Consider the following 15,429-nt stretch of genomic DNA (forward strand, 5'->3'; position numbering starts at 1 on the left):
GTACTGGCGCTCGGCGAGGGAGGCACAGCGCGGGTAGGAGTCGCGGGGCGGGAACATCCCGTGACCGAAGCCCGGGTCGTCGTCGCACCGGGTGCCCGGCGCGATCTCGAACGGCCCCACGTCGTCGCGCGTGTCCACGGCGGTGAGGCCGAAGTCGACAGACGTCAGCCGGCGCCGGTGCCGGTGTGGCCTCCGGCAGGGGGGAAGTCCCGGTCCCCCCGCGCCCCTTCGGCCCGGTGCAGGCCGGGCACCTCCACCTCGGCCACCGGGCCCGGACCGGCCTCCAGGGCGGGGTGGTCGGCCGGGGCCGCACCGCTTCTACGTGTGGACACGCCCCGAGCAGCTGCGGGGGTTCGTGGGCCTCGTCGGCCATCCGTGGGTGCGTGGGGCGGCCGAGGCCGTCCTGGGGACCGACTACCGCATGGCGCCGGCCCGGTCGCAGGAATCGGTGGTCCCGCACCGCGTGGTGGCCAGGGAGAGCACCGGAGCCGGGCCGGTGTGACGGCGGGTGCGGCACCCGGAGCGAGCGCTCGGAAGCCCGAGTCCCGCTGAGCAATGGGGATCACGCGGGCGCCGGCCGCGGGCAGGCAGCCGGCAGGCAGGAGCTCCCGGCAGTGCGGCGCGTGCACACACTGCCGGGAGCGGTTCTGCGGGGTACTGCCTCCTACTGGCCCGCGGCCGCGCCGGCCGCGATGACCTCCTGGTTGATCTTCCGCACCTTGGCGGGATCGACCTTGATCTCCCGGCGGTCGTACGTCCAGAGACCGTTGAGCTCGTTCTCCAGGTCGGTCACCTGGGTGTAGATGGAGCCGGAGAGGTGGGCGCCGGCGGCCTCCAGGTAGTACGTCCGGGTGTTGTCGACGTACTTGGCGGTCAGGGCGTCCTTGTCCGCGACACCGCTGTAGATCGCGGCGGGGGCACCGGGCCACATGTGGCCGGGGATCCGCAAGGTGAAGCCACCGTGCTCACCGTCCATGGCGGCACGCGTCTCGTCGGGGAAGGCCGGGTCGGTGTTGTTGTAGTCGTGGTGGTCGATGATGTCGCCCTTGCCGGAGTCACCCTTGGAGTTGCAGCAGTTGACACCGCTGTGGGCGCTGACGACGCGCGAGGGGTCGGCGGCCTGGACCTTCTCGGTGATCTTTCCGGTCTCGATACGGTCCCACTCACCCCAGCCCTCGTTGAAGACGATCCAGGCACCGATCGAGGGGTAGTTGTGCAGCTGCTCCATCATCTCGGCTCCCTGGTCGAGGAAGGCCTTCTGGCCCTTCTCGCCGGTGAGGTTTCCGGAGACGAAGTCCTGCCACACGAGGAGGCCCAGCTGGTCGGCGTGGTAGTACCAGCGGGCGGGTTCGACCTTGATGTGCTTGCGGACGGAGTTGAAGCCGAGGTCCTTCTGCGCCTTCAGGTCGAAGACCAGGGCGTCGTCGCTGGGCGCCGTGTTCAGGCCGTCGGGGTAGAAGCCCTGGTCGAGCTGGGCGAGGGAGAAGAACGGCTTTCCGTTGAGCACCAGCTTCTGGTAGCCCCCGACCTCGGCCACGTCGAAGGAGCGCATGCCGAAGTAGCTGTCGACGGTGTCCTTGGAACGGCCGTCCTTGAGGGTGATCTCCAGGTCGTACAGGTAGGGGTCGTCCGGGGTCCACAGGTGCTGCTTGGCGACCGGCAGGCTCAGCTCGCTGTTGGCGGCGCCGGTGACGGTGCCGACGACCTTGCCCTTCTTGTCGCGGGCGACAGCGGTGACACGGGCGGACTTCGAGGCGTCCTCGGAGTTGACCGTCAGGGCGAGCCGGCCCTTGTCGATGTCGGGCGTCGTCGTCAGGGAGTCGACGGCGGCCGGAGCGACGGGCTCCATCCAGACGGTCTGCCAGATGCCGGAGGAGGCGGTGTAGAAGATGCCGCTGGGGTTGGAGGACTGCTTACCCGTGGGCTGGTCGGCTCCGGTGGTGTCGGTGACCGCGACCACGATCTCCTGGGGGCCGTTGCCCTTGAGGGCGTCGGTGATGTCGGCGCTGAAGGCCGTGTAGCCGCCGGTGTGCTCGGCGACCTTCTTGCCGTTGACCCAGACCTGCGCCTGGTAGTCGACGGCACCGAAGTTGAGCTTCAGGCGGTCGTCGCTGTTCCGCTTGCCGACCGACCAGCTCTTGGGCACCGTGACGAGCTTGCGGTAGAACATGTGGTCTTCGTGGCGCTCGAGTCCGGAGAGCTGCGACTCGACGGGGTAGGGCACGGTGATGCGCTCATCGAGCTTCTTGCCGAAGACCGGCTTCTCGTCCGCGGTCGCTCCCGCGAACTCCCACGGCCCGTTGAGATTCTTCCAGTCGTCGCGCACCTGCTGCGGGCGGGGATACTCGGGCAGCGGGTTCTTGGGGTTGACCTTGTCACCCCACGGCGTGGTCAGCCGGTGGGTGGAGAGGTTCGTCGCCCTGCGGCTGATCTCCGGGACGGTCTCGTCGCCGTTCTTCAGGCCGGCTTCACCGTCGTACTCGAACTTGACCTGCTGGCCCTTCTGGACAGCAGCGCCCAGGGTGACGGCGAGCGCCTTGAGGTTGCCCGGCACCCTGGCGACCGACTTCACGGGCATCGGTGTGGTGTCCGCCTCGATGGCGAGGTGGTCCTTCACGTCCTCGATGCCGCTGAGCTCGTGGTCGAAGGTCGCCTGCAGCTTCAGGCCGTTCTCGGCGACGTTCAGCCCGACCGGGTAGATCTCGAAGTCGGACGGCGGGGTGAAGGCGGACTCGGGCACGATCTGCTTGGCGAGGTTCGCGCTCGACCAGCGCAGGAACATGTTCGCCCCGCCGGTGTCCTGGAACATCTCCAGCCGGAACGTGTGCTGCTCCCCGGCCTTCAGGGCGATCGGAGCGCTGGTCTGCTCCTTGTCCCAGTCCGGCTCCCAGTGGTCGATGACCGCCTTGTCGTCGATGAAGAGCCGGAAGCCGTTGTCACCGATGGCGGCAAAGGTGTAGTCGCCGGTCTCCGGGGCCTCGATCTGCCCCGTCCAGCGGGCGGTGGTGTGCTCGGTCCTTCCCGTCGCCGATTCGAAGGCACCGGTCAGCCCGGGGAAGTTGATGTCCGGGTCGAGCGCTGTCGCGCCGAGTTCGGCGAAGTCGCGGGCGCCCGGCTCGGACATGGCGAAGTACTCACCCTTGAGGCCGTGCACCTCGGTGGTGGGATCGTCCTTCACGGACGCCGAGGCCGTGGAGGCGGTCCCCTCGGCAGGAGCAGCGGCGGCGGACGGGACCAGTGTGGCCCCCACGGGAAGCAGCAGCGCCGCCGTACAGGCAAGCGTTCTCAACAGGGTTCGGGGGCGGGCTATTTGTCGTATCAAGGCGTCGTCCTCGTCGAAGAAGCCGAAGTGCTCCGAACTGCGGAGCACTGCACATAGTCGAACATTGAGCCACAGCCTCAAACAGCTGACAACGGTCGTGCACACATAATTTTCAACGATAGAAAAAGGAGGCTCCTCCCGCCATCCCCTCCGGACGGCCGGGAGCCGGCAGGGGGCGTCTCGCCGCCCACCGGGTCCCGCACCAAGTCCAGTTGGTCTGCTACCGCGGAAGACCCGCAGGTCCCGTGGCCCAGGAGGTGTTCGGCCGGTCGGCGAGCCGGTAGGTCAGCGACCCCCCGCGGGTGACCAGCCGGGCGTCCGTCCACGACTTGTCGGCCGTCCGTCCGTCGACCTTCACCGCGTCGATGTACGGATGTGTCGCATCGGCCTCCGGGGCGCTGATCCGGATGTCACCGCCCTGTTGCCGGTCCAGCACCGCGGACGGGAACAGCGGCGCTCCCAACAGCATGGTGGCGCTGCCGGGCGTCTGCGGGTAGAGGCCGAGGGCCGAGAAGACGTACCAGGCCGACATCGTGCCGAGGTCGTCGTTGCCGGGCAGGCCTCGGGGGCCGGTCCCGTAGACCGTGTTCACGATCTCCCGTACGGTCTCCTGGGTCTTCCACGGCTGTCCCAGCGCGTTGTAGAGCCAAGGGGCGTGGATGCCAGGCTCGTTGGTGGGGTCGTAGCGCAGCGCGTCGCCGCCCTTGACCGACCAGGAGCCGTCCGCCTTGTGGAAGAAGCTGTCCAGCCGCTCGGCCGCGACGTCCCTGCCGCCCATGGCCTCGGCCAGGCCCTGTACGTCCTGCGGGACCATCCAGGTGTATGTGGCGCTGGTCCCTTGCGCGAAGCCCCGGTCGCTGCCCGGGCTGAAGGGGGTCACCCAGGAGCCGTCGAGGTTGCGTGCCTGGATGTAGCCGGTGGTCCCGGCGCCGTCGCCGGCCTCGGGGTTGAAGACGTTGCGCCACCAGAGGCCGCGCTCCTCGAAGGCGGCGGCCTCCTCGTCGCGCCCGAGCAGGCGGGCCCACCGGCCGAGTGCCGCGTCGGCGACCGCGTCCTCCAGCGTCTCGGCGGCACCGCCCCAGCAGTGGCAGACGTCCTGGGCTGCGTAGTGGGACTCCAGGTACTGGGCGAGATTGGGTCGCTGTCCGGAGCACTGGCCGGGGCATCCAGCGTCGGAGAGACCGTCCGGGTGGGGCACCGTGGCCTGCCGTGCCAGGGATTCGAAGGCGCCCTCGTAGTCGAAGTTGCGTACGCCCATCGCGTAGAACGTGGCGAGGGTGGCGGCCGTGGGGTCGCCCGTCATGACGTGTGTGGCGCCGTTGACGTGCACCCAGCGGTCCCAGACGCCGCCGTTCTGCCGGGCGAAGTTGTAGAGCGACTGGGCGAAGTCGCCCGCGATCCTCGGTTTGAGGAGGGCCAGGAGCTGGATCTGGGCGCGGTACTGGTCCCAGCCGGAGAAGTTGCTGTACTGGGCCTTCTGACCACGCGTCACTCGGTGCGGTTTCCCGTCCATGCCCGGGTAGCGGCCGTCCCTGTCGCTGATCAGGTTCGGCTGCATCAGCGAGTGGTACAGCGCCGTGTAGAACGCGGTGCGCTGCGCGTCGCTGCCGCCGCCGATGCGAGCGGAGGCGAGCTCGCGGTCCCAGGCGGCGGATCCCGCGGCGGCCACGTCGTCGACGCTCGCCCTCGGCGCGATCTCCTGCCGTAGGTTGGCCTCGGCGCCGGCCTGGCTGACGTAGGAGATCCCAATACGCATGCGGACGTCGTCGTCGGCCGCGGTGTCGAAGCCGACCCAGCCGCCGGAACCGCGCCCGGCGCGGTCGGCCCCGGTCGCGTATCCCTCGCCGCCGCTTCCGCTGGTGGCGCCCGGCGCGAGGGTGCCGTCGCGCCAGGTGCCCGTGGTGGTGAAGGCACGGTCGAAGGAGGCGCTGAAGTAGAGCCGGTAATAGCTCTTGCGGTTGTTGGTACCGCCGTTGGCGCGCCTGCCGCAGAATGCCCCGGTGAGCACCGAACCGGTCACCTTGCGGTGGGCGGTGTCGATCTCGATCTCGGCGTCCTCGCTGCCGTTCAGGGAGTTGGACACCCGGAAGAGCAGGTTGGCGGGTCTGTCCGCCGGGAAGCTGAAGTCGGCCACACCGGCGCGTTCGCTGACGGCCAGGTCCGCGGTGGCGCCGGAGTCCAGCCCGACGGTGTAACGGCCGGGAACGGCACGCTCGTTGTCGTGGGAGAAGCCGGACGCGTAGACGGCGTCCTTCGTGTCGGCGGACGGCGAGGAGGTGACGTCGCCGACGAACGGCATGATCGGCACGTCCCCCGCGGCGCCGGGGTTGCACCCTGCTCCATTGACATGGGTGAGGCTCAGCCCGCGCATCCGGGTCACCCCGTACTCGTAACCGTTGGCCGCCCCGGTGCTCGTCTGGTCGCCCGTGGTGCTGGTCGGGGACCAGGCGATCATGCCGTACGGGCGGACCGCGCCGGGATAGGTGTTGCCGCCGTTCGCCGTGCCGATCATCGGGTCCACGTAGGCGGTGGGGCGCGCGACCAGCGCGTCGGCCTCGGCGGCCGGCGGCATGACGGCGCCGGCGAGAGCACCCGTGAGGGCGATCGCGGCGGCCCGTACGGCGATACGCCGGGCCGGGGACGGTCTGGAGGGCATGTTCTCGGATACCTCCGGCAGAGGGGGACAACGTTGTCACCGCGGTTCGGACCACGGCGCGGCAGCGTTGATCGATTCGCCGCCGAGCGTAGGTCCCCGCGGCGTGCCAGGGAATGCCGCGGACGGATCCGACCGGTGAACGCGTGATGAACGGGGCCTCGGGACACGCTTTGACACGATGGGGACTGCTGGAAGAGCACCGAGCCGCAGCAGAGGAGCACAGTGATCCGCTGGACGTACGCCTTCATCGACCGGCCCGCAGCAGCCGCGGGCCCCGCCGCCGCCTTCTGGAGCGCGGTCTCCGGCACCCAGCTCTCCGCGCCGTGGGGAGAGGGGGGCGAATTCACGACCCTGGTCCCGGACGGAGCCGACGCCTGCCTTGCGGTGCAGGCGGTGGGAGGTGAGGGCGGGGCCCATCCCGATCTGGCGGTGGACGACATGGCCGCCTTCACCGCCCAGGCCCTTCGGCTGGGCGCCCTGGAGGAGGCCCGGCACCCGGAACTGACCGTCCTGCGCTCCCCCGGCGGCCAGCCCTTCTGCGTCGTGCCCTGGCGGGGCCAGAGGGCGCGGCCGCCGGTGCTCACCGGTCCCGGCGGTGTCACGAGCAGGCTGGACCAGATCTGCCTCGACGTCTCACCGGCGGCGTTCGACGCGGAGGTCGCGTTCTGGGCGGCGCTGACCGGGTGGGAGGCTCGCCCGGGCGTCCACCGGGAGTTCCATGTGCTCCGCCCGTCGCAGGACCTGCCCGTCCATCTGCTCGTCCAGCGCCTGGGCGAGCCCCGCCCCGCCTCGGCGCATCTGGATCTCGCCTGCTCGGACCTGGCGGCCGGCCGGGCGCAACACGAAGGGCACGGCGCAGAGTTCGTGCGCGACGGGGACGGCTGGACGGTGATGCGGGACCCGGCAGGCGGGGTCTACTGCCTCACCGGGCGCGATCCCCTGACCGGCGAGTAGAGCCGCGCGGTCCCGCCCACCACCTCGGGCGGGACCGCAGCGTCCGCCCTTCACGCCACGCGAACTGTCAGGTAGCCTGACATTTAAGTCGGAGTCGATCCCGGAGGTTCGCCATGACCATGGAGTACGCCACCCAGTACCGCACCCGCTCCCATATCCCCCCGGAGCCGGGCAAGCCGTATTTCATCGAGAAGGGCATGGGCGACCGGGCCCACCTCTTCGGTGATCTCGTGACCGTCTACGCCGGTGGCGAGCAGACCGAGAACGCCTTCAACTTCTTCACCGTCGAGGGGGTGAAGGGTGACATCATCCCCGCCCACATGCACACGGACACCTACGAGGTCTTCTACATCGGCAGCGGCGCGGCCCGGCTCTTCGTCGAGGACCAGGAAGGTGAGCAGTACGAGAAGCTGCTGACCACCGGCGACTTCGGTTTCGTGCCCAAGAACTGCCCGCACGCCTACCGCATCGAGCGCCATCACAGCCAGATCATCGGGGTGGCCGCGGGTCCGGGCGGCACCTTCGAGCGCTTCTTCGAGAACCTCGGGACACCGACCGACGAGCTGACCCTGCCGCGCGAGCCGTACGTCCCCGAGCCGCAGAAGTTCGGCACGGTGCCGGAGCAGTTCGACGTCCGCTTCATGCCCGGTCAGCAGTGGCGCACCCGGGACTGACCGGTCGTCCGCTCCCCGTTCCCGTCCTGAGGAACGCCCGCTCCCACCGAAAGTCAGGTCCATGCCGCTACCCTCCGACCCTCCCTCCTCCGCCTTCGTGCCTCCCACCCCGCCGGACCCGGCCACGCTTGCGCTGCCGTCCCCCTCACGCCCGGCACCCGGCGTGAGGCTGCTGCGCGGAGCGGTCTACCAGCTGCTGGAGGGACGCAGGGCGCTGGAGCTGGACGTATGGCTGCCGGAGGACGCCGGCACCCCTGTCCCCCTCGTCGTGTTCGTGCACGGAGGCGGCTGGCGCACGGGCCTGCGGGACAGCATGGGGCCCCGGTTCCGCTCCTGGCAGCCGGGGCCGTTCGCCCGTCTCGTCCAGGCCGGTTTCGCCGTCGCGTGCCTGGACTACCGGCTCAGCGGCGAAGCACACTTCCCCGCGCAGCGGGACGATGTCACCGCCGCTCTGCGCTGGCTGGGCACCCGCGCGGACGAACTGGGCGTGGACGCGTCCCGTACCGTCCTGTGGGGGGAGTCGGCTGGCGCGCACCTGGCGGCCCACACCGCTCTCTCGGCACCGGCCGAGGGGCTCGGCGGGATCCGCGGCTGCGTGTGCTGGTACGTCCCCAGCGATCTGGTGGCCCTCGCCGAGGACCACGGTGGTGGCTACGACGCCGACGACCCGGCGACCTACGAGGCGCGCCTCCTCGGAGTGGCGGCCGGCGCCGACCCGGAGAGGGCGAGGGCGGCGAGTCCGGTGGCCCACGTCACCGCGAAGGCCCCTCCCTTCCTCCTCCTGCACGGGACGGCCGACACCGCCGTCCCCACCCGGCAGAGCGTCCGGCTGGCCGACGCGCTGCGCGAGGCGGGAGTGCCCGTGGAGCTGCGCCTGATCGAGGGGGCACAGCACCTGTGGATGGGCGTTTCCGACGAGCGGGTCACCGAGTGTTTCGAACGTTCGGTGGAGTTCACCCGCGCGCGTACGCGCTGATCACGGGCGCGCGAGGGGGCGCGGGGGTGCCGGGCGGGCGCCGCCGGTCGTTATGCTCGGAGCCCCGCCTGCCCATCGAGGAACCATGACCGCCGACGCCGCACCGAACATGCCCCAGCTCCTCAGCGAGGCCAAACGCTGGTTCGACGACGCCCTGCTGGCCGGGATGACGGCCGCCGGTGAGCAGCCCGTGACCGCCGCGCAGGCCGCGGTCTTCGCGACGCTCGATCCGGACGGGACGTCGATCTCCGAGCTGGCGCGGCGGATGGGCGTCACCCGTCAGACGACGCACCAGGCGGTGCACAGCCTGATCGGCCTGGGCCTGCTGGAGCAGACGCCCGATCCGTCGTCCGCCCGGTCGCGGATCGTCCGCACGACCCCGGAAGGTGCCCGGGCACACGAACGGGCACAGATCATGCTCGCCCGCATAGAGGCCGTCCTGGCCGAGCGCGTCGGTCCGCAGGCCGGGCTGCTGCGCGACGTCCTCACGCGGTCCTGGGGCGAACCGCCCCTGCTGTCGGCGAGCCCCTGAGCCGTGGGCGGGCCGTACCCCCGGGCAGGGGCACGGCCCGCCGGCACGTCACGGCGTGGTGATGCTCGGCCGCGGCGCGGTCGCCATCGCGCTGCCGATGGCGAAACTGGGGTGCGGCGGCTGGTTGTACGCGGTGTTCTGCCAGGCCAGGGCGGTCCGGTACATGGTGTCGTGGAGCAGAGTGGTGATCTTCGTACTGGTCTCGTACGGCGTGGAGTAGATCCGCAGCGCGGTGTTGTTGGTGGTCGGCCAGACGACTTCCTCACGCCAGTCGCCGAAGAGGTCCCCGGAGATCGCCGGCGTGGCCTTGGTGCCGTTGCCGGAGTGGACGGAGGCCCCCGTCAGCAGGCGGGTGTCGGCCGAGGTGCCGTACTTGTCGATGTGGGTGCCGTCGAGGAGTTCACGGGTCGTGTCGCCGTCCCACCAGGACAGGAAGTTGGAGCTGGACGGCTTACGGCTGGTGACCACGTCGCCCTTCGGTCCGCGCACACCGGAGACGGCGGAGGACCAGGACTCGGCGCCCGCGCTGCCGGACCAGATGTCACCGGACACGCCGCGTCCGTTGTCCCCGCTCGCCGGGGTGGACCAGAGGATCTGGCCGGACTTGGCGTCCGCCATCCATGAGGACGGCTTGGAGCTGTCCTCGTCGACCTTGAACTCCTCCAGGCCCGCCCTGGAGGGGTCGAGGTCCCCCACGTGCATGGCGTCGCCGTGGCCGTTCTTCGTCGTCCACAGTCCGCTGCCGTTGTCGTCCACGGCCATGGCGCCGTAGATGATCTCGTCCTTGCCGTCACCGTCGGCGTCGGCGATCGACAGCTGGTGGTTGCCCTGGCCGTCGTACCCCTTGCCGGAGTTGGTCGAGCTGTTCGTGTCGAAGGTCCAGCGCCGGGTGAAGGCGCCGCCCCGCCAGTCCCAGGCGGCGATGACGCTGCGCGTGTAGTAGCCGCGCGCCATGATCAGGGACGGCCTGGCGCCGTCCAGATAGGCCGTGCCGGCGAGGAAGCGGTCGACCCGGTTGCCGTAGGAGTCGCCCCACGAGGACACCGTGCCGCGCGCGGGGACGTAGTCGACGGTGCCCATCGCCGCCCCGGTCCTGCCGTTGAACATCGTCAGGAACTCGGGGCCGGACAGGATGTATCCGGAGGAGTTGCGGTGGTCGGCGGAGGAACTGCCGATCACCTTTCCGGCACCGTCGACGCTGCCGTCGGCGGTCTTCATGGCCACCTCGGCCTGGCCGTCACCGTCGTAGTCGTACACCTGGAACTGGGTGTAGTGCGCGCCCGAGCGGATGTTGCGTCCGAGGTCGATCCGCCAGAGCCGGGTGCCGTCGAGTCGGATCCCGTCGACGATCGTGTTGCCCGTGTAGCCGGACTGGGAGTTGTCCTTGGCGTTGGTGGGCTGCCACTTCAGTACGAAGTCGAGGGCGCCGTCGCCGTCCAGGTCGCCGACGGACGCGTCGTTGGCCTCGTAGGTGTAGGCGACCCCGTCGGGTGTCGTCCCGCCGGCGGGCGGGCTGATGGGCACGTCCTTGTATCCGGCGCGGAACTGGATCGCGTGCACGGAGTCGCTCTGCTCCACGCCGTCGACGACCGCGCGCACCGTGTAGTCGGCGGTGGCGGGCGCGCCGGAGTGGAAGTAGTTCGTCGAGGCGGTGACCGGCGAGGCGTTGACCTTGGTGCCCGCCCGGTAGACGTTGAACGACACGTTGTCGGGGTCGGTACCGAGCCAGCGCCAGCTGACGAGGTTTCCGCTGTCGGTGTGCACACTGACGACGCCCCGGTCGAGCGCCTCGGCCTGCCGCGCGGTGGCGGCCTGCGAGGCGGGGCCGAGTGCGACGAGTCCGCCGGCGGCGAGCAGCCCTGCCGCCAGGGCGCCGACCAGCGCGCGGGTACGGGTGATACGGCGTCTGCGGCGGGGGCGGGAAGCGGTGTGGGGAAGCAGAGGCTCCACGGGAGGCACCTTCTGGCAGGGGATGGCTTACGCCCCCTCAGTTGCTCCCGGATGCCGAAAGGTTGCCGCCGGTTTCCTTCTCCGTCATGGCAGGCCGCCCCCGCACCGCACCGGCCGCGGCGTGCAGTGAGCGCAGCGCGAGCAGCAGGAAGCCGATGTCGTCGAGGTAGACGGGGTCCGGCAGAAGGTCCACGGGCGACACGGTGTAGATCACCGCCGCCCAGACGAGCGCCTTGTTCTTCAGGGGGATGCCGGCGTCGATGAGGAGCCTTCTGGCCCGGATCACCCGTACCAGCAGGACGAGGGCGGCACCTGCCATGAGCAGGAGTACGAGTGCGCCGATGATGAGCCAGACCGAGGTGTCCATGGCTCATCGTCTCCCGGCCGGGCGGCCGGAGCGCGGAGGCCTCACCCGTGGCTCCTGGCCTGTTGACGGGCGCGACGGCGCTTCAGGGCACGGCGCTCGTTCTCGTCCATGCCTCCCCAGACACCCGAGTCCTGGCCGTTCTCCAGCGCCCACTCCAGGCACTGTTCCCGCACGGAGCAGGTCCCGCAGACGGCCTTGGCCTCCTCGGCCTGCACGAGTGCGGGCCCGGTGCTGCCGATGGGGAAGAACAGGTCGGGGTCCTCTTCGCGGCATGCCGCGTGCATGCGCCAGTTGTCCATGTCTCTCACTCCTTCTCGCTGGGAACGGTCCGTCGGTCTCTGCTGGATTGCGCCTGGTTTTCGGTACCGCACTGTGCGCGTGACCGTCATACGGCGATCGAAACCCCAACAGGCCCGGACTTCAGGGGTTTCCGGCGCCCGGGCCGCCTTCCGGCAGCGGCGAACCCGGGTGAGGGGCAGCCGCGCACGCGCTGTCCAGCCGGATGCGGTAGTGCATGACGACGGCCGGTTCGTCGATGATGTCCACCCTGGCCCCCGCGGTCTCCAGGACCGCGCGGTCGCCGATCTCCGGGGCCGCTACACGCAGCAGGTGCAGCGGTGGCACACCGGTCATCGGGTGCGGCGGGGCGTCGAGGGGCATCACCTGCACCGTGAGGTGCTGGCGGTGGGCCGCCTCCTCCAGCACCGCCCGTTGTCCGGCCATCACGGAGGGGCCGCCGACCGTCGTATGGAGGGCAGCGGCGGGGAACAGTGCCCAGAGGGCCGCGCCGCGCGCCCCGAGGCGGCGCTGCCGCTCGGCCAGCAGTTCGAGGTGCCGGTCGCGTCGTGGCGGCGGATCGGCGGTGAGGCTGCGGCACAGGGCCGCCTCGTAGGCGGGGGTACGCAGGAGCTCGGGGACCAGGGCGGGGTGCCAGGTCCGGACGAGCGCGGCGGAGGACTCGATGCCGATGACCTCCTGCTGCCACGGGTCCATCGCGTCCCGCCACGCGTGCCACCAGCCCGGCAGGTTCGCGGCAGCGATGCCCGCCATGATCGGCTCGGCCTCTTCGGCGGAAACCGCGTAACGCTCGAGGAGGACTCGGACCTGATAGGCGTCGAGCCCGGTCTCGGCACGCTCGATGCGCCGGACGGTGGCGGGGTGGGCACCGAGTGCCACCGAAGCCGCCTGGAGACTGACGCCCGCGCGTTCCCGGAGCATCCGCAGGCGCGCCGCAAGGACACGGTGTTCGACGGTGGGACCGGACCGGGGCCTCATCCACGTCCCTTCCTTGCAGCTCCGACGGGCGCGGTCTCAGCGGTCCCGGCGTCGATTCGGAACCATCCTGACATTCTGCCTCTTGCAAAGTATGCACTTTGCACGGAGAGTACGTACATGTCGGAAATAGTTACGTGCGCGCGTTCCGCCCCGGAGGGATCGGGCGGGCGGAGCGCACAGAGCTGGTGGATTCCCCGCCTTCCCCGGGCCGTCCCGGTGGCGAGGCACCGCGTGCAGGAAGCCATGCGGAGCTGGGGAGAAACCGACGAACGCGTCGAGACGGCGGCCCTGGTCGTGACCGAGCTGGTCACGAACGCGGTGGAGCACACCGCGGGCCGGCGGATCCGGTGCCGCCTCCTGCGGACCCCCGGCCGTTTGCGCATCTGCGTATGGAACCGCGGCCGGCTGCACGTGCCGGAACTCCCCGGTCCACGGAGCCGGCCGTCCGGCACCCCGGCGGAGGGGCCGCACGGCGTGGAGGGGCCCGGTCCGGTGGCCTTCGGCGGGCCGGACGGCACGGACGACGGCTTCAGTCTCGCGTCGGTCTCCGAGGACGGCCGGGGCCTGATGCTCGTGGACGCGCTCGCGACGCGATGGGGCACGCGCAGCAGCGTGTCCGGCCGACTCGTCTGGGCCGATATCTGAAGCCTCGGGACGCCGGATCCGGTGGAACAGGCCGGCGGTGGACAACGTCAGCCGCGTGCGCGAAGATCGCGGTCTGCCGCCGGGCGTCAGAAGTCGTACACCTCGAAGTCGGCGACGGGCGGTACCCGAGCCGCTGGCCGCTGGTAGGGCCAGATCAGCGAAGAGCAGGGCCTCCGCCGCGCCCACTGCCGTCGCGGCCCGGCTCACCTCGACCGTCGCGGCGCCCGCGTAACCGCGGCCGCGCAGGTGGGCGGGGGTGAAGACGGGGGTCACCCAGAGCGTGACGCGTCCGTCAGTGACGCGTGTGTCCGCGCCGGCGGAGGCCGGCCGGTCGGGCCGCGAGACTGTCGGCCTCTTCGGGCGTGAGGGGGGTGAGGACCGGACGACGGGGGCGGGGTACGGAGCCACTCTCCCCGGCCGCACGGCTCAGGCCGGCGCGGTCCGGCACTCCGGGTGACCCCAGCCGTTCGGGTTCTTGGCGATCATGTCCTTGGCCGCGTACGGCTTCCCGCAGTGGCACCGGCCCGCGAATTTCGCCCGGATCGTGGCCGCGGAGCGCGCCCGGCCCGTGGAGGCATTGGTGGACCCGCCCGTGGAGCCGCCCTTGGCGGCGCCCGCCGTCCGGCTCTTCGTCGAGCGGGCGGGCGCGGGCACCGGCATGTCCGCCGTGCCGTACGCGGTCCCCGCCGCCTGCTGTGATACGGCCACCTCGCTCGCGGCCTGGTCGGCCAGAGCGTTGAGCGGGTCACCGTCCACCTGGTGCGCCGGCACGTAGCGGAAGGTCACAGCGCGGCTGCTCAGCAGTTCGTCGATGCCGACCACCAGCTCCCGGTTGGCGACCGGCTTGCCCGCCGACGTCTTCCAGCCGTTGCGCTTCCACCCCGGCAGCCACTTGGTCACCGCGTTCATCGCGTACTGCGAGTCCATGCGCACCTCGACGGGCACGGCCGGATCGGTCGACCTCAGCAGTTCCAGCAGGGCGGTGAGCTCGGCGACGTTGTTGGTGGCGGTGCCCAGGGGGCCCGCTTCCCACCGCTGGGGGTTCCCCTGGTCATCGGCCACGACCCACGCCCAGGCGGCAGGTCCCGGATTGCCCTTCGATGCCCCGTCACACGCGGCGATGATGCGCTCGTCCATGCCCCTGATCATGCCAGCCCGGAAGCTCAGGGCACGATCGAGTCGATGTATCCGCCGTCCACCCGCATGGCCGCGCCCGTGGTGGCCGATGCCTGCGGGGAGCTGAGATAGACGACGAGGTTCGCGATCTCCTCCGGCTCGATCAGGCGCTGGAGGAGGGACTGCGGGCGGTGCCGTTGCATGAAGACGCGCTGGGCCTCGTCCCAGGGAAGGTCATCGCCCACGAGCTCGTGGACGAAGTCCTCGACGCCCCCGGTGTGCGTGGGCCCGGCGATCACGGAGTTCACCGTCACGCCGGTGCCCGCGGCCTCCTTGGCGAAGCCTCGGGAGACGGCGAGCAGAGCGGTCTTCGACATGCCGTAGTGGATCATCTCGGCGGGGATGACGATCGCGGAGTCGCTCGCGATGTTCTGCACCCGGCCCCATCCCCGCTCGGTCATGCCGGGCAGGTAGCGGCGGATCAGACGCACCGCGCTGAGGACGTTGGTGTCGAAGTAGGCGCGCCACTCCTCGTCGGTGATCTCCAGCGGCGGCCTGGAGCCGAAGATGCCGAGGTTGTTGACGAGGATGTCCGCCGCGGGCACGGCCTCGTGGAGCTCCGCCGCCCCCTGCTCCGTGGCGAGGTCGCAGGCGACCGTGAGGACATGGGCGTCGGGCTCGGTGCCACGCAGCACGTCCGCCGCCGCGCCGAGCCGGTCCCGGCCCCGTCCGGTCAGCACGACGCGCGCTCCGGCACCGGCCAGCCCGGTGGCGATGGCGAGCCCGATGCCCTGTGAGGAGCCGGTCACGACAGCGGTCCTGCCGGCGAGATCGATACGCACCTTGCGGTCCTTCCGTCCCATGTCGGTGTGCGGGGTCGAAGAATCTCCACCCTGTCACTCCCCGGCCCGGGACGCCTTCCGGCCACCGTGAACTCCGCCGCGCCCCGTCCGGATCAGGCC

General features: G+C 70.8%; 15 protein-coding genes. 6 read left to right on the forward strand and 9 right to left on the reverse strand.

The features are described 5' to 3' along the window. Nucleotides 1–164: 164 nt before the first annotated feature. Nucleotides 165–332: a hypothetical protein gene (locus ACIQM3_RS08985; protein ID WP_401620898.1), complete on the reverse strand. Its 168-nt coding sequence runs from the start codon at nt 330–332 to the stop codon at nt 165–167. Here ACIQM3_RS08985 and ACIQM3_RS08990 point away from each other — a divergent pair. Then, on the forward strand, nt 323–502 hold the full coding sequence (locus tag ACIQM3_RS08990; protein WP_401620901.1) for a hypothetical protein: 180 nt from the start codon (nt 323–325) through the stop codon (nt 500–502). The genes ACIQM3_RS08985 and ACIQM3_RS08990 overlap by 10 nt on opposite strands. Before the next feature lie 162 nt (nt 503–664). On the opposite strand, the gene ACIQM3_RS08995 is transcribed toward ACIQM3_RS08990, so the two are convergent. After that, the gene (locus tag ACIQM3_RS08995; protein WP_401620904.1) at nt 665–3,370 is read right to left on the reverse strand and encodes a PA14 domain-containing protein; all 2,706 of its coding nucleotides are present in this window, start codon (nt 3,368–3,370) and stop codon (nt 665–667) included. Between the two features lie 172 nt (nt 3,371–3,542). Next, entirely contained in the window at nt 3,543–5,978 is a 2,436-nt protein-coding gene (locus ACIQM3_RS09000) for a GH92 family glycosyl hydrolase (RefSeq protein WP_401620907.1), read from the reverse strand. Between the two features lie 222 nt (nt 5,979–6,200). Between ACIQM3_RS09000 and ACIQM3_RS09005 the strand changes: the two genes are divergently transcribed. From ACIQM3_RS09005 to ACIQM3_RS09020, 4 genes are all read left to right on the forward strand, one after another. Further along, nucleotides 6,201–6,932: a VOC family protein gene (locus ACIQM3_RS09005; protein WP_401620910.1), complete on the forward strand. Its 732-nt coding sequence runs from the start codon at nt 6,201–6,203 to the stop codon at nt 6,930–6,932. Between the two features lie 113 nt (nt 6,933–7,045). Beyond that, a complete protein-coding gene (locus tag ACIQM3_RS09010) occupies nt 7,046–7,606 on the forward strand; it encodes a quercetin 2,3-dioxygenase (protein ID WP_401620913.1) in 561 nt (186 codons plus the stop codon). 61 nt (nt 7,607–7,667) lie between these two features. Continuing rightward, nucleotides 7,668–8,582, forward strand: coding sequence for an alpha/beta hydrolase fold domain-containing protein (locus ACIQM3_RS09015; protein WP_401620916.1), 915 nt, complete (start codon nt 7,668–7,670; stop codon nt 8,580–8,582). Between the two features lie 85 nt (nt 8,583–8,667). Then, nucleotides 8,668–9,114, forward strand: a complete 447-nt coding sequence (locus tag ACIQM3_RS09020; RefSeq protein WP_401620918.1) for a MarR family winged helix-turn-helix transcriptional regulator — start codon at nt 8,668–8,670, stop codon at nt 9,112–9,114. 48 nt (nt 9,115–9,162) lie between these two features. Here ACIQM3_RS09020 and ACIQM3_RS09025 read toward each other — a convergent pair whose 3' ends face one another. From ACIQM3_RS09025 to ACIQM3_RS09040, 4 genes are all read right to left on the reverse strand, one after another. Next, entirely contained in the window at nt 9,163–11,064 is a 1,902-nt protein-coding gene (locus ACIQM3_RS09025; protein WP_401620921.1) for a rhamnogalacturonan lyase, read from the reverse strand. Between the two features lie 37 nt (nt 11,065–11,101). Then, nucleotides 11,102–11,431: a YkvA family protein gene (locus tag ACIQM3_RS09030; protein ID WP_401620924.1), complete on the reverse strand. Its 330-nt coding sequence runs from the start codon at nt 11,429–11,431 to the stop codon at nt 11,102–11,104. Between the two features lie 41 nt (nt 11,432–11,472). Beyond that, a complete protein-coding gene (locus tag ACIQM3_RS09035; RefSeq protein WP_401620927.1) occupies nt 11,473–11,730 on the reverse strand; it encodes a WhiB family transcriptional regulator in 258 nt (85 codons plus the stop codon). Nucleotides 11,731–11,851: 121 nt separating this feature from the next. Then, on the reverse strand, nt 11,852–12,706 hold the full coding sequence (locus ACIQM3_RS09040; protein ID WP_401620930.1) for a helix-turn-helix domain-containing protein: 855 nt from the start codon (nt 12,704–12,706) through the stop codon (nt 11,852–11,854). A gap of 243 nt (nt 12,707–12,949) precedes the next feature. On the opposite strand from ACIQM3_RS09040, the gene ACIQM3_RS09045 reads away from it, so the two are divergent. Beyond that, nucleotides 12,950–13,351, forward strand: a complete 402-nt coding sequence (locus ACIQM3_RS09045; protein ID WP_401620933.1) for an ATP-binding protein — start codon at nt 12,950–12,952, stop codon at nt 13,349–13,351. A gap of 426 nt (nt 13,352–13,777) precedes the next feature. On the opposite strand, the gene ACIQM3_RS09050 is transcribed toward ACIQM3_RS09045, so the two are convergent. Then, nucleotides 13,778–14,488: a ribonuclease H gene (locus ACIQM3_RS09050; protein WP_401620936.1), complete on the reverse strand. Its 711-nt coding sequence runs from the start codon at nt 14,486–14,488 to the stop codon at nt 13,778–13,780. Between the two features lie 26 nt (nt 14,489–14,514). Beyond that, a complete protein-coding gene (locus ACIQM3_RS09055; RefSeq protein ID WP_401620938.1) occupies nt 14,515–15,309 on the reverse strand; it encodes an SDR family NAD(P)-dependent oxidoreductase in 795 nt (264 codons plus the stop codon). Nucleotides 15,310–15,429: the final 120 nt, after the last annotated feature.

It is taken from the genome of Streptomyces sp. NPDC091271 (genome assembly GCF_044757505.1).
GTDB lineage: Bacteria > Actinomycetota > Actinomycetes > Streptomycetales > Streptomycetaceae > Streptomyces.

Excerpts from the sequence above, each read along its gene's own strand:
- ACIQM3_RS09030 (WP_401620924.1), bottom strand. The coding sequence starts at position 11,431 with ATGGACACCTCGGTCTGGCTCATCATCGGCGCACTCGTACTCCTGCTC.
- ACIQM3_RS09010 (WP_401620913.1), top strand. The coding sequence starts at position 7,046 with ATGACCATGGAGTACGCCACCCAGTACCGCACCCGCTCCCATATCCCC.
- ACIQM3_RS09015 (WP_401620916.1), top strand. The coding sequence starts at position 7,668 with ATGCCGCTACCCTCCGACCCTCCCTCCTCCGCCTTCGTGCCTCCCACC.
- ACIQM3_RS09035 (WP_401620927.1), bottom strand. The coding sequence starts at position 11,730 with ATGGACAACTGGCGCATGCACGCGGCATGCCGCGAAGAGGACCCCGAC.
- ACIQM3_RS09045 (WP_401620933.1), top strand. The coding sequence starts at position 12,950 with ATGCGGAGCTGGGGAGAAACCGACGAACGCGTCGAGACGGCGGCCCTG.
- ACIQM3_RS09020 (WP_401620918.1), top strand. The coding sequence starts at position 8,668 with ATGACCGCCGACGCCGCACCGAACATGCCCCAGCTCCTCAGCGAGGCC.
- ACIQM3_RS09040 (WP_401620930.1), bottom strand. The coding sequence starts at position 12,706 with ATGAGGCCCCGGTCCGGTCCCACCGTCGAACACCGTGTCCTTGCGGCG.
- ACIQM3_RS09050 (WP_401620936.1), bottom strand. The coding sequence starts at position 14,488 with ATGGACGAGCGCATCATCGCCGCGTGTGACGGGGCATCGAAGGGCAAT.
- ACIQM3_RS09000 (WP_401620907.1), bottom strand. The coding sequence starts at position 5,978 with ATGCCCTCCAGACCGTCCCCGGCCCGGCGTATCGCCGTACGGGCCGCC.